We start from the raw sequence: 11,902 nt of genomic DNA, 5'->3' as shown, positions 1-11,902 counted from the left end.
GGAGGCGGAGAGAACCGAGTCATCAGCAGACTCTCCGAAACAATCAGCCGAACTGTCGGCCGATACACCAGAGGAAGGATCGGAGCCTTTTGAACCGAGACACCCTCCGACGAGGCTCATGGTGAGGGAAAAAAACAGAAGCAGGAAGCAGAGGGTCAGACGGCTGAAGGGCACGGGGTAAGATTCTCATGGAGATCGTCCTATTGCAACATTTAATCTGGATTGATAGGCAGCTAACTTAACTATGCTTCGGGTCATCAAAAAAGGAGAGCTCCCTTATCTAGAGGCCGATTCATGGCAGTATGAGTTGGCTCAAAAAAGACTTCATGACGAGATTCCGGATACCTTGCTTCTTTTAGAACACCCCCCCACAATCACGTTGGGGCGTCGGGAATGCTCGAAGGATCTGAAAGTTTCGGAAGAATATCTTCAGTCGCTCGGGATCCCAGTCGTCAAGACCGATCGAGGGGGGAGGGCAACCTATCATGGGCCGGGACAGCTGGTTGGCTATTTTATTGTCAAACTAGGACAAAAACCGATCCCTGTTTTTGTCAGAGAAATCGAAGAGCTCCTCATACGTTTATTGAGAAATTTTGACATCATCGCCAATAGAGATCCTTCGTATCCGGGGGTTTGGGTAGGGCAAAAAAAAATCGCTGCCCTGGGATTGCATGTCGAAAGAGGAATCACGCGCCACGGCTTTGCGTTGAATCTGGATCCCGATCTGGCACATTTTGAACTAATCCATCCGTGTGGAATCCAGGACCGGAAGGTAACGTCACTACGTCAGGAATTGGGATTTTCACCTTCTCGAGGTGATATTGAGGAAAAAATCACTTCGCTGGTTCGAGATTTCTTTCCCATTCAACACGAATAAACCGGTTCTGGTGGGACCATTTGTACTGGACCTCTCCCCGATGCGAATGCTCGAGACGGCTACCGATCCTCTGGGCCAGTTTTTCTGTTGTCGTTTCAACCACCAGGGAACCTTCTTGATCGTAGATAGCGATAAGGCGTTCCAGTGGGTTAAAGCCCATCGCACGGTGTTCTTCATTGTGAATCAGGTTCAGAATTTCATCCCGGTGGTTCTTGATATAGCTCCCTTTGAGTGTCACGACCCCCATCGGGAAATGATCTCGGATCTTCTGACAGGCAGGGCAGAGTATCTTTTTGACAACTTCCTTAGAAGAGACAGCCTTTCTTGTTCCGTTGGTTTGCTTGGGAAGCGACCAGTGTTTGTTATGATAGATCGCCTGACACTTGATGCATGCAGCCTTATCCTTAGGGTCGAGCCGTGCCAGGTAGGGATCAAACTCCCGACCATCGCCTCTCTTTTTGATTGAGGCTGCGTTGTAAGCCTTCATGAGCACCAAGAATGGTAACACCTTTAAGAGGTGATGTCTTCAGGAATCTTGCTTTCTTCCTCAGGCATTTGGAGTTCTTCAGCGTATTCTTCCTCATTCGAGAGGCCTTTTAGGATTTTTTGGTAATCGGCTTGGGACAATTCGTGTCTCTGGAGCCTTCGCTCAAGGACCCTCTTATCAAGGTCAATAAATTCAAATTTACTCTTCATGATTAATCCTCCTCTGGTTAAAAAATCATTTATCTTGTCGGTAGCCGGCTTGGCTTTTCGATCTTCATCAGGACTTTTCCGTTTTTGAAGATTCTCAAATCGCCTGTTGATTCAGATATGACGAGAGCTACGGCATCTGTCAATGATGTTATGCCGGCAGCCGCAATATGGCGGGATCCTAATCCGCGTGGGATCGTATCCTCATCCCCCGCTGTGCCGAGGTGTCGCCCCGCAGAAAGGACAAGACCTTCGTGGCTGATAATAAAGGCCCCATCGAGGGCGGCGAACTCAAAAATAGTATCCCGAAGGGTTGGGTTCAGGATGTTTCTCTCATCATCGGTATACCCTTTAAAAGGGTTGATAATCATCTGTTTCGAGAGCTGGAGCACCTTTTCTTCATCCCCGAGGACAAAAATCGTCCCGACCGGTTTTCCCTCGCGACCACGACTGGCAAGTTCCAAGGCGATATTCAAGGTCTGCTGAAAGACATCGGGACGAACTCCTTCCGTCAGACCGTCAACCGCCTGTGTCGTCAGGAGCTCTGCTTCGTGAGCGGTATCGATAAAAACAACAGTGTCCAAAACATCTGTCTCCGGAAGCCCTGTCACAAAAATCAATTTTTCGCCAAGGCGGATCATCTGTTTGGAGAGGGCCAAGACAATCGCCATCTGGATCTGTCCCATCCGTGTCATGTCAATTTTAGGCAGATGGATCAGCGGGATTTTTGTCCCTTCTGGAAAGAGGGAAAGGACTTCTTCAACAGAGCGCCTCGTCACAAAAAAAATCTTGAGATTCTTTTGGAATAGTTCCTCAAAGGGCTCTTTCAAGGGGTCCAGAAAAATAAAGATCCCTGTCGCATGAGTCACTTTTGCCAGCCGAAAAGTTGATTGAAGGAGTTCTTTATTGATCTGCTTGACGCCGCGCCTCATCTTTACCCCTCTCAAATGACCCTTGTACCTTGGAGAAGGTCTTAGTATAAAATAGGCCATGAGTAAAATGAAGTTTCTGTTTTTCTGTGGTTTTTTTCTTTTGCCCCTTCTTCTTCTTGCCTTCGAAGACCCCTTTCAATGGGATCTGAGCCCGCGGGAGATTCAGGTTTCAACGGGGGGAGAGTTTTCAGTGGAGCTGAACCTCGCTATTCCTCCCAATCATTATCTTTATAAGGAAAAAACGACCCTTCGTCTTTTGGAGGGGGAGGGAATTCAGCAGGGGGGCATTGAAACCTCTCCATCGGTTCGGAAGATCGACCCCTTTTTTCGGAAAGAGATGGAGATTTTCACGGACTCTGCCTTTGTGCGCCGCTCTTTTTCGGTGGATCGATCTCTTCCATTGGGAAAGAGACAGATCAAACTAGAGGTGACTTATCAGGGATGTAAGGAAGATCTCTGTTATCGGGAGATGCATCATGAGGTCCCGATCGAGCTGAAGATCGTTGCCTCCTCTGGAGAGCCATCGATCGCTCCTCCAAAATCAATGATAGCAGGGAAAAAATTTATCGGACAGCTTGGTCTCGCCTTTCTCGGCGGGATTCTGACCGATCTGACCCCCTGTGTTTTGCCGATCATTCCATTGACCCTCGCCTTTATCGGGGTTCGAAGGGAAAAAAGAAAAAGGCATCATGATTTCCTGCTCACCGCTCTCATGGTTCTCTCGATGTCGTTCACCTATGCGCTGCTGGGACTTACCGGCGCCCTGTTAGGCAAGAGTCTCGGTTTCCTGTTTCAGGGGGTTTATTTTTCCATTTTTGCGGCACTTCTTTTTCTCGTTTTTGCCCTTGCATTGATCGGCTGGATTCCGTTTCAGATCCCGCTGGGTCTCCACCAGAGGGCCTCACGTTTAGGAGGGAAGGGGATCCCGGGAGCGATCCTGGCAGGAATGACTATCGGCCTGATTGCCGCCCCCTGCGTGGGACCTGTCATCGCTTCGTTGTTGTTGTTTGTCGCAGAGACCGCCGATCTCTTGAGGGGATTCACGATACTTTTTGCCTTCGGACTTGGAATGGGAAGTCTCTTTCTTGTCCTGGCGCTCTTTTATGAAACATTCGCAGGGAAAATTCCAGGTGCCGGCATGACATTATGGATCAAGCGGGTGATTGCCTTACTTCTTGTTGTGACTTCATTCTATTATGGTTACGTCGCCTATCGACAGATCCGGCCGGCATCCGTAACCTCTTCCTACTGGTTAACAGAACCAGAAATAGTCTTCCGAAAGGCCTATGGGGAAAAAAAGCCGATCCTTGTCGATTTTTATGCTGTCTGGTGTTTGCCCTGTCTGGAAATGGAGCGGAAGACCTTCTCGGATCCGATCGTCAAGGAATATATCCTGAAAAATTTTGTCCCCCTGAAAGTCGATTGCACGAAGCAAACTTCGGTCTGCAAGGAGATGATCGATCAATACGATGTGGTTGGATGGCCGACTTACCTGCTATTAAATTCTGAAGGGGAAATTCAGGAGTCAATCGTTGGGAGAGTACTCGGCCCGAGTGAATTCCTCCCGATATTAGAAAAATATCTAAGTAATATTAAATAGTTAAAGAAACGATCTCCAAATTTGACAAATTCATCGGATGGACGTATGAGATGCCGAAAATACGGAGGTAACCGATGCCACGTCTTAAACCCAATGAGAGTGCCCCTGAGTTTTCGCTTCCTGCTGATACAGGCAGCCCTATTTCGCTCACCAGCCTTAAGGGTCGAAGAGTCGTCCTCTATTTTTATCCCAAGGATGACACGCCTGGTTGTACAAAACAGGCGTGTGAATTCCGCGACCTCGCCGGCCAGTTTGATCGCCGCAACACCGTTGTTCTCGGTATCAGCGGGGATGATCTGAAGAGTCATGAGCTGTTTAAAAGAAAAAACAAACTCAATTTTCCCCTTTTAACCGATGAAGATTATAAGGTGCACAAACTCTATGGGGCTTGGGGAGAGATCACACGCCCCACCGGCAAAAAAATGGGGGTTGTTCGCACGACCGTCGTGATCGATGATCAGGGCAAGGTTCTTTATTGGGAAAAGGGGGTCAATCCTGTCGGTAATGCCAGCAAGGTGTTGCAGCTTCTGTTATGAAACAAAAAAATCAGGTTATTTCTTTAGCCTCCAGAGATCCTTTGGCGGAGATCGTACAGAAAATGCTTTCTGAAATTGGAGAGGATCCTGGAAGGGAAGGGTTGCTCAAAACTCCTCTTCGGGTTGCGAAGGCGTTTCGTTTTCTGACTCAAGGGTATCAACAAGAGATTAAAGAGATCCTGAACGGCGCTATTTTCTCGGAAGACCATGAAGAGATGGTCACGATGAAGGATATCGCAATTTATTCGCTTTGTGAGCATCACCTCTTGCCTTTTTTTGGGAAATGTCATGTCGCCTATATCCCGAGAAAGAAGATCATCGGGATCAGCAAGATTGTTCGACTCGTCGATATTTTTGCGAGAAGGCTGCAAGTTCAGGAAAGGATGACGAAGCAGATCGCCGATACCCTTCAGCAAACCTTGGATCCGTTGGGTGTTGCCGTCGTGATCGAGGCGGAACATCTCTGTATGCAGATGCGCGGGGTGCAGAAGAGGGGATCGGTTGTGATTACTTCTTCAATGCTCGGTGCCTTCCGCGCGCATCAGGCGACTCGCGAAGAATTCATGAATTTGATCCGGTCGTAGCGACTACTTTCGTTCCAATACCTCCACGCACATTAAACTCGCTAACCACCTCCATCCAGCGTGGCTGACAGGCAGCGACGAGGTCGTCCAGGATCAGATTCGTGACCTTTTCGTAGAAAACCCCTTCATTACGGTACGACCAGATGTAGAGTTTCAATGACTTGAGTTCGATGCAGCGTTTATCCGGGACATACCGGATCGTAATCTTTCCAAAATCGGGCTGGCCGGTCTTCGGACAGACGCTCGTAAATTCCGGGCATTCTATAACGATCTCGTAATCCCGGTCCGGTTTTGGGTTCGGGAAGGTTTCCAAGGTTTTTGATGGTTGTGTCGGCATCGGGTTCTTAAACCATAACTTTTTCATAGATCAAACTAAAAAGGGTTTTTCCTTCCTTTTCCCACTTTTGGGCATAGAGGGTAGGGAAGTGGAAAATTTCTGGTAAAAGGGAGAATTGTGTCGATTTTTCGAAAACCTCTCTAATCTGATTTCGATAAGATTCGTCATCCGTCGCGATGACAACCCTGCCTTTTTTTCTGAGAACTTGCTGAAGAACCCCTAGAAAGGGGAGTTGAAAAAGTCGATGTTTGGCATGCCGCCGTTTTGGCCAAGGGTCCGGGAAAAGGATATAGGTCTCATCGATACTTTCCTCCGGAAATTCAGGGAGGACAAGTCTTGCATCTCCAAAATGGAGTTCAATGTTTGGAAAAGAAGAGGTCCTTTGAAGCAGTTTTTCATATCGCTTCCGCTTATATTCGATCGCCGTAATTTTTTCGGTGGGTCGTTCACGGGCAAGATAAATCAGAAAATCGCCGCGCCCTGGTCCTATTTCAAGAATCATAGACATCGGATGCCTCTCTAAAGTATCATGAAAACCAATGCAAGTGATCGACAGTGAGCTTCAGCGGTATCTCGATTACCTTCGAGTAGAAAAAAGACTTTCGTCTCAAACCTTGGCTGCGTATGGCAGTGATCTCTCGCGATTTCTGATCTTTCTGGAAAAGAAGAAAAAAACCGTTTTGGAAATAAAGGGGAATGATCTTGTCGATTACCTCGTCTCTTTTTCAAAAAAAGGGATGAAATCCCGTTCCATAACACGCCACTTGATCTCCATCCGGGGGTGGTTTCGTTTTTTAGTGTGTGAAGGAGCGCTTTCAAACAATCCTACGCTCGAGGTTGATCTTCCAAAAGGGATGAAAAAACTCCCTGACTTTCTCTCCCTTCAGGAAGTAGATCGGATCCTGACGCTTCCGGTCGGACCTTCTCCGGAAGAGATGAGGAATCGGGCAATGATTGAGGTTTTGTATGCCACCGGTCTTCGTGTTTCCGAATTGGTTTCACTCACCACCCATGACATCGACCTGGAGCGGGGGTTTTTGAGGACTCTTGGAAAAGGGTCGAAGGAGCGATTGGTTCCGTTGGGCCGATCGGCGATGAAACTTCTGAATGAATATTGTCGAGAGGCAAGGCTTAAACTTATCCAAAGGGGAGATGGGAGTGCCCTTTTTCCAACGCGGCGGGGGAGGAAGATGACACGGCAGATGTTTTGGGAAATCTTGTGTCGTCAGGCCCGTCGTGCCGGAATCACCCGAAGGGTCTCCCCACATATGTTTCGACACTCATTCGCAACTCATCTCTTGGAAAGGGGGGCCGACCTTCGGGCAGTCCAAATGATGCTCGGACATGCCGATATCTCGACGACGCAGATTTATACCCATCTGAACCTAAAACGACTCAAAGAGCTTGCCTCGAAACACCCAAGGGCTTAAAAATCGGTGGATTTCGATAGGTTGTTTAACGTATACTGACTTTGATGCACAGAAGCCTGTTCGTAAAGGGTCGTTTGGTTCTGCTGATCAGTCTTTCGTTTCTCATCACTATTGGCTGTAAGATTGACATCCCTTCGGAACCTGATACGGAGACTAAAACAGGAGAGTCACCCCCGACTCCTCCGGATCCGACACCACCACCAGATCCAACACCAGATCCGACACCAACCCCAAACCCATCACCAACTCCGGATCCTGCTCCGACTCCAGCGCCAACTCCGTCACCAGATCCACCACCACCGGCAACCCTTCAGTTTAAGAGTGATGATATTGGAGTGGCACCGAATAACATTATTCCCGTACGATTTACCGCTTGTTATGCTGACAGTGAGAATATCTTTCCCTCTCTGAGCTGGAGTTGGAGCGAAGGGACAGTGCCTCAGGTTTTGAGCTATGCGGTAGCCATGGTCGATCTTGATTTTTTGGTTAATGGAAATCCTGCCATTCATTGGTTGACTTATGATCTTCCTCAAAGAATGACTTCTTTGAACGGTACGGCTCTCCCTGCTGTTGGTTCTAAAACAGCCTTTAATGAAGTCCTGGAACCACCAGGAGCGGTTTATGATGGGCCATGCCCGCCAGCTGGCGATCCTCCTCATCGTTATGAATTTAGAATCTGGGCCCTCGACGTCGCTGATCTGGGTGCGACTGACCCGACCAACCTCCTTTTAATTCAGAACAGAGCGAGAGCGGTAATGACAGCGATTGATGCCCATGACCTCGCAACAGCAAGTTTTATCGGAACCTTTCCAGCCCCAGCTCCAATGATGTAGAAAAACCGTGACAGATCGAATCGCCTCATTTCTTCTCTTTTTCCCGATATTTCTCTTCTCGCTTTCATTTCATGAATACGCGCATGGGTGGGTTGCCTTTCGTCTTGGGGATTCTACGGCAAAGTTTTTGGGGCGGCTGACGATGAATCCGCTCCGTCATATTGACTGGATCGGGACCTTCTTATTTCCCCTCATGATGTTTTTAATGCCAGGCCTGCTCCTCTTCGGGTGGGCGAAACCGGTCCCGATCGATCCCCGAAATATCAGGGGAGGGCGACAAGGAACTCTCAAGGTCGCTGCTGCCGGTCCTGTTTCTAACATCCTGTTGGCTGTTGTTATTGCCGGGATTCTTCACGCGCTTGTCTCTCTCCCACCGTCGAAAACCCTCGTTATTATCTATGAAATGCTGGAGACAGGGGTTTATCTTAATTTGATGTTGGCGACGTTTAATCTGATCCCGCTTCACCCGCTGGACGGGGGTAAGGTGATGGAGGGGATCCTTCCCGCCAGATATCTCGCCTCCTATGATCAGATTGGTCGCTATGGCTTTCTGATCCTTTTTCTCCTCCTTTATTCAGGGGCCTTGAAATATCTGATGATTCCTGTTCTATCTCTCGCGAGGTTGCTGCTTCCATGAATTCCAAGAAAAAAGTGGTCCTTTCCGGAATGAGACCGACAGGAAAATTGCACCTGGGGCATTATCACGGCGTCCTCCGGAACTGGCTCAAGCTGCAAGAGGAGTACGACTGTTTTTTCTTTATCGCCGATTGGCATGCCCTCACGACCGAATATGCAACCCCAGAGGTGATTCGAGAGTCGAGGCGTGAGATCCTTGCCGACTGGCTATCCGTCGGCCTCGATCCCCGCAAATCGACACTATTTATCCAATCATCGGTTAAGGAACATGCGGAGCTTCAACTCCTCCTCTCCATGATCACCCCGCTTGGGTGGTTGGAGAGGGTCCCCTCCTATAAGGAGATGCAACAGGAACTTAGCAATAAAGATCTCTCCACGCATGGTTTTTTGGGATACCCTGTTTTACAAACCGCTGATATTGTCCTTTATAATGCAGAAATCGTCCCGGTCGGAAGTGACCAGGTTCCTCATATTGAGCTGGCCCGGGAGATTGTGCGTCGATTTAACAGCCTTTATAAACAACAGGTGCTTGTCGAACCACAGCCACTGCTGACGCCAGCCCCCAAGCTTTTGGGGCCTGATCGCAGAAAGATGAGTAAAAGTTATGACAACTGCCTTTTTCTCTCAGACTCTCCGAAAGAGATTGAGAAAAAGGTACTTTCGGCAATCACGGATCCGGCAAGGCAGAGAAAAGAGGATCCCGGTCATCCCGATATCTGCCTGATCTTTGATTACCATAAGCTTCATAGTGATCGCGAAACGATTGAGAGGGTCAGGAGAGACTGTTGCGCCGCTGCGATCGGGTGTGTTGAGGATAAAAAAATGATGGCGAATATCCTGAACAACTTTCTGGATCCAATCCGAAAAAAGCGCGAGGAGCTCTTGAAAAGACCCAAGGATTTGGAGGATATCATTCAGGAAGGAAACCGTCGGGCCCATGAGGTTGCTGCCCAAACGATGGAAAGGGTCCGGAGTGCGATGAAATTATGAATCTTGAGACAATAGACAATTGTCGTGTGCAACTTCCAGCTTTTGAGGGACCACTGGATCTTCTGCTTCATTTGATCAAGAAGGATGATCTCGACATTCAAAACATCCCGATTTCTGTGATCTTAAGTCAATACCTGGAATATCTTCAGCTGGCCCAGGAGCTCAATGTTGATCTTGCCGGCGAATTTCTCGATATGGCGGCCGAGCTCACCTATATCAAATCGAAGATGCTCCTTCCGGAGTCGGAGAAGGAAGAGGAAGAGGGATTCGATCCCCGTGCCGATCTTATCCAAAAACTGCTCGAGTATCAGAAGTATAAAATGGCAGCCTCAATATTGCTTGAAAGACCACTGCTTGGAAAAACTGTCTTCAAAAGATCTCCGGATCTTTCTGAAGTTGGAAATGATGAGTCAGAGATAATCGAGACAGACACCCTCTCTCTGATGGCTGCGTTTCAGGAACTTCTGAAAAGGATGCCCAAGGACAAAAGTCATGAGGTCTATCGGGAAAGGGTAGGGGTTGCCGAACGGGTGTTGGAGCTTGTTGAAAAAATTCGTGGGACAGACAAGGTTCTTTTCGAGGCGCTGTTTCAGGAGGATCGATCTCGGACAGAGCTGATCGTTACATTTCTCGCGATCCTGGAAATGGCACGTCAAAAATTGATCCGTATTGTCCAGGAAATGACCTGTGGTGTGATTGTCGTCTGCCCTCTTGTATCTGAAAAAAATGAAACGGAAGGAGATCAGGAAACATTATGAGTGAAACTCTTATGAATCTCAAAAATATCATTGAAGCGTTGCTCTTTATGGCAGGTCGTCCTCTCACAGTGAAGGAAATTGACGAGATCCTGAGCAATGCCCCCCTAAGGATCCCGGGTCGACGACCTGAGATCGAAGAGGCCCTCGAATTGCTGGCACGAGAGTGGGAGGAAAGGGGAGGGGGATTGCGCCTTGTCCCCATTGCCGGTGGGTTTGAATTTCGCACAAGGCCGGAGCTTGCCCCTTGGCTTTCACTCCTTTTTCCTTCAAAGCCCCAGAGGCTTTCAACACCCGCTGTCGAGACCTTGGCGCTGATTGCCTACCGTCAGCCGATTACGCGAAATGCAATTGAGGATCTCCGAGGGGTTGATAGCTCAGGCGTCCTCAAGGCCTTGATGGAAAAGAAATTGATCCGGATTGTCGGGCGAAAAGAGGAGGCGGGAAGACCGCTCCTTTACGCAACGTCGAGGGAATTTTTGGAGTTGTTTGAACTCAAAGATCTGAATGACCTCCCACCCCTCGCCGAGCTTGAGGCGAAGGTCCAGGCGCTGTCCGAAACAGAGAAGAAACCGGAGCGGTTGGATCTTTCTGATCTGACTGCCCTCCCTGTCGATTTTTCTGATCTGGACGAAAAAGATCGTGAGATCCTTGGCGGGCTTGAGAAAAGTCTGGAAGACCTAAAGAGCGTCGAAAAAGAGGTGCTCGAGTCTGAAGAGGGGGAGGAGACTCCCTAATCGTGGCCTGATCCACCACCGCCGCCGGTATCGGTAGCAGACTCGCAATTGTTGTAAATAATAATACAGGCACTCACAATACCAGCTACTAAGATAACCCCGGCTGCAATCATCATTAATTGACCTAGCGATATGCGCGCAGCAGGGGCTGGACTGACAACTCCAGCAGCACCACCAACCATCGTTTGTGCCGTACCCTGATAATGCCTCTCCATCGTTTGGCCAACAAACGACTCCAAAGCGGTATAAGCGCTATTTATTTCAGAGCGGGCCTCTTCAAGACTCCGTCTGTAGACACCAAATGGTGTGAAATAAGTCGATGCGCTGTTACGCACCCCTCCCTCACAAACCTTTCCGTAGAGGTGGAGTCTATATTCTAATGCGTCCAGATGAAGTGCCAATCCACACAGTTCGTTTGCACGGGTCGCAGCGTATGATGATGTTTGAAAATAGCCTGGATGAAGGTATCTTATTTTATGTAGTGCGCTCAACCCATCTGCATAAACTCTTGAAAACTCAGCCTGAACTATCCGCGGCGCGAGTAGCTCGGCGAGAGCAGGATCGCCTGGGCGACGTTCAAATCCTTGAGCGAACGTCATCCAAGCATCATGATACTCCGCAAACTGACTGTCGGCACTAACAAGGGGTCGAGTGGTCATAAAATGATCTCCTCTGATTTTACTTATCGATCCATAGGTAATAAACGGTGCTAAAAAAGCATCATTGAGAGAGAATTTTTCGTACCTTAGGAGGGTACGGGGAACCTCGGCTTGACAAGGGGAACTTCCCTGCGTAAGAGCACGTAGCGACTAAAAAAATCCACACCGAAGATGAGGGGGCCCAAACCCCTTCCCCTGCGGGGTGGAGCAGTCCGGTAGCTCGCCGGGCTCATAACCCGGAGGTCGTGGGTTCAAATCCCACCCCCGCTACATCCAACAGTGAGTACAGGCCTTCCGCCTTCG

Annotated in this window: 16 protein-coding genes, 1 tRNA gene and 1 pseudogene; 11 read left to right on the top strand and 7 right to left on the bottom strand. The window is 48.8% G+C overall.

Annotation, left to right across the window (positions count from 1 at the left end):
- A partial coding sequence (locus HYT76_05750; GenBank protein MBI2083054.1) for a hypothetical protein occupies positions 1–174 on the bottom strand: 174 nt, incomplete at its 3' end.
- Between the two features lie 67 nt (positions 175–241).
- Here HYT76_05750 and lipB point away from each other — a divergent pair.
- A pseudogene (lipB, locus tag HYT76_05745) lies at positions 242–877 on the top strand (lipoyl(octanoyl) transferase LipB).
- On the opposite strand, the gene HYT76_05740 reads toward lipB, so the two are convergent.
- The 3 genes from HYT76_05740 to HYT76_05730 are packed head-to-tail and all read right to left on the bottom strand — an operon-like array spanning position 834 to position 2,502.
- On the bottom strand, positions 834–1,364 hold the full coding sequence (locus tag HYT76_05740) for an ATPase (protein ID MBI2083053.1): 531 nt from the start codon (positions 1,362–1,364) through the stop codon (positions 834–836). The pseudogene lipB and the gene HYT76_05740 overlap by 44 nt on opposite strands.
- A 23-nt stretch (positions 1,365–1,387) precedes the next feature.
- Positions 1,388–1,573 carry a hypothetical protein gene (locus HYT76_05735; GenBank protein ID MBI2083052.1) on the bottom strand — a complete coding sequence of 62 codons (186 nt, stop codon included), beginning with the start codon at positions 1,571–1,573 and terminating at the stop codon, positions 1,388–1,390.
- A 29-nt stretch (positions 1,574–1,602) separates the two neighbouring features.
- Positions 1,603–2,502: a DNA integrity scanning protein DisA nucleotide-binding domain protein gene (locus HYT76_05730; GenBank protein ID MBI2083051.1), complete on the bottom strand. Its 900-nt coding sequence runs from the start codon at positions 2,500–2,502 to the stop codon at positions 1,603–1,605.
- A 67-nt stretch (positions 2,503–2,569) separates the two neighbouring features.
- On the opposite strand from HYT76_05730, the gene HYT76_05725 reads away from it, so the two are divergent.
- The 3 genes from HYT76_05725 (at position 2,570) to folE (ending at position 5,222) form a co-directional block, all read left to right on the top strand.
- Positions 2,570–4,102, top strand: coding sequence for a thioredoxin family protein (locus HYT76_05725; GenBank protein MBI2083050.1), 1,533 nt, complete (start codon positions 2,570–2,572; stop codon positions 4,100–4,102).
- A gap of 74 nt (positions 4,103–4,176) precedes the next feature.
- Positions 4,177–4,638, top strand: coding sequence for a peroxiredoxin (locus tag HYT76_05720; protein MBI2083049.1), 462 nt, complete (start codon positions 4,177–4,179; stop codon positions 4,636–4,638).
- On the top strand, positions 4,635–5,222 hold the full coding sequence (gene folE / locus HYT76_05715) for a GTP cyclohydrolase I FolE (GenBank protein MBI2083048.1): 588 nt from the start codon (positions 4,635–4,637) through the stop codon (positions 5,220–5,222). The genes HYT76_05720 and folE overlap by 4 nt, the downstream gene beginning before the upstream one ends.
- Here the strand turns inward: folE and queF are convergent.
- Both queF and HYT76_05705 read right to left on the bottom strand, forming a co-directional pair.
- On the bottom strand, positions 5,200–5,559 hold the full coding sequence (gene queF / locus HYT76_05710; GenBank protein MBI2083047.1) for an NADPH-dependent 7-cyano-7-deazaguanine reductase QueF: 360 nt from the start codon (positions 5,557–5,559) through the stop codon (positions 5,200–5,202). The genes folE and queF overlap by 23 nt on opposite strands.
- 7 nt (positions 5,560–5,566) lie before the next feature.
- Positions 5,567–6,067, bottom strand: coding sequence for a tRNA (guanine-N7)-methyltransferase (locus HYT76_05705; GenBank protein ID MBI2083046.1), 501 nt, complete (start codon positions 6,065–6,067; stop codon positions 5,567–5,569).
- 31 nt (positions 6,068–6,098) lie between these two features.
- Here HYT76_05705 and xerD point away from each other — a divergent pair, with 31 nt between their 5' ends.
- The 6 genes from xerD (at position 6,099) to scpB (ending at position 10,940) form a co-directional block, all read left to right on the top strand.
- Positions 6,099–6,989, top strand: coding sequence for a site-specific tyrosine recombinase XerD (xerD, locus tag HYT76_05700; GenBank protein ID MBI2083045.1), 891 nt, complete (start codon positions 6,099–6,101; stop codon positions 6,987–6,989).
- Positions 6,990–7,063: 74 nt separating this feature from the next.
- Positions 7,064–7,822: a hypothetical protein gene (locus HYT76_05695; GenBank protein MBI2083044.1), complete on the top strand. Its 759-nt coding sequence runs from the start codon at positions 7,064–7,066 to the stop codon at positions 7,820–7,822.
- Between the two features lie 7 nt (positions 7,823–7,829).
- Positions 7,830–8,459 carry a site-2 protease family protein gene (locus tag HYT76_05690; GenBank protein MBI2083043.1) on the top strand — a complete coding sequence of 210 codons (630 nt, stop codon included), beginning with the start codon at positions 7,830–7,832 and terminating at the stop codon, positions 8,457–8,459.
- A complete protein-coding gene (gene trpS / locus HYT76_05685) occupies positions 8,456–9,448 on the top strand; it encodes a tryptophan--tRNA ligase (protein MBI2083042.1) in 993 nt (330 codons plus the stop codon). The genes HYT76_05690 and trpS overlap by 4 nt, the downstream gene beginning before the upstream one ends.
- A 26-nt stretch (positions 9,449–9,474) precedes the next feature.
- Complete coding sequence (locus HYT76_05680) at positions 9,475–10,206, top strand: segregation/condensation protein A (GenBank protein ID MBI2083041.1); 732 nt, start codon at positions 9,475–9,477, stop codon at positions 10,204–10,206.
- 11 nt (positions 10,207–10,217) lie between these two features.
- A complete protein-coding gene (scpB, locus tag HYT76_05675) occupies positions 10,218–10,940 on the top strand; it encodes an SMC-Scp complex subunit ScpB (GenBank protein MBI2083040.1) in 723 nt (240 codons plus the stop codon).
- Here scpB and HYT76_05670 read toward each other — a convergent pair.
- Positions 10,937–11,275, bottom strand: coding sequence for a hypothetical protein (locus HYT76_05670; GenBank protein ID MBI2083039.1), 339 nt, complete (start codon positions 11,273–11,275; stop codon positions 10,937–10,939). The two genes, scpB and HYT76_05670, sit on opposite strands and share 4 nt — an antisense overlap.
- A gap of 520 nt (positions 11,276–11,795) precedes the next feature.
- Between HYT76_05670 and HYT76_05665 the strand changes: the two genes are divergently transcribed.
- A tRNA-Met gene (locus tag HYT76_05665) sits at positions 11,796–11,869 on the top strand.
- Positions 11,870–11,902: the final 33 nt, after the last annotated feature.

It is taken from the genome of Deltaproteobacteria bacterium (genome assembly GCA_016180845.1).
Taxonomy (GTDB): Bacteria; UBA10199; UBA10199; order JACPAL01; family JACPAL01; genus JACPAK01.
This window is presented reverse-complemented; position numbering and strand designations above follow the sequence as displayed.

What these genes read in the sequence shown, in the direction of transcription:
- HYT76_05740 (MBI2083053.1), bottom strand. Translation starts at nt 1,364, where the DNA reads ATGAAGGCTTACAACGCAGCCTCAATCAAAAAGAGAGGCGATGGTCGG.
- HYT76_05735 (MBI2083052.1), bottom strand. Translation starts at nt 1,573, where the DNA reads ATGAAGAGTAAATTTGAATTTATTGACCTTGATAAGAGGGTCCTTGAG.
- HYT76_05730 (MBI2083051.1), bottom strand. Translation starts at nt 2,502, where the DNA reads ATGAGGCGCGGCGTCAAGCAGATCAATAAAGAACTCCTTCAATCAACT.
- HYT76_05725 (MBI2083050.1), top strand. Translation starts at nt 2,570, where the DNA reads ATGAAGTTTCTGTTTTTCTGTGGTTTTTTTCTTTTGCCCCTTCTTCTT.
- HYT76_05720 (MBI2083049.1), top strand. Translation starts at nt 4,177, where the DNA reads ATGCCACGTCTTAAACCCAATGAGAGTGCCCCTGAGTTTTCGCTTCCT.
- folE (MBI2083048.1), top strand. Translation starts at nt 4,635, where the DNA reads ATGAAACAAAAAAATCAGGTTATTTCTTTAGCCTCCAGAGATCCTTTG.
- queF (MBI2083047.1), bottom strand. Translation starts at nt 5,559, where the DNA reads ATGCCGACACAACCATCAAAAACCTTGGAAACCTTCCCGAACCCAAAA.
- HYT76_05705 (MBI2083046.1), bottom strand. Translation starts at nt 6,067, where the DNA reads ATGTCTATGATTCTTGAAATAGGACCAGGGCGCGGCGATTTTCTGATT.
- xerD (MBI2083045.1), top strand. Translation starts at nt 6,099, where the DNA reads ATGCAAGTGATCGACAGTGAGCTTCAGCGGTATCTCGATTACCTTCGA.
- trpS (MBI2083042.1), top strand. Translation starts at nt 8,456, where the DNA reads ATGAATTCCAAGAAAAAAGTGGTCCTTTCCGGAATGAGACCGACAGGA.
- scpB (MBI2083040.1), top strand. Translation starts at nt 10,218, where the DNA reads ATGAATCTCAAAAATATCATTGAAGCGTTGCTCTTTATGGCAGGTCGT.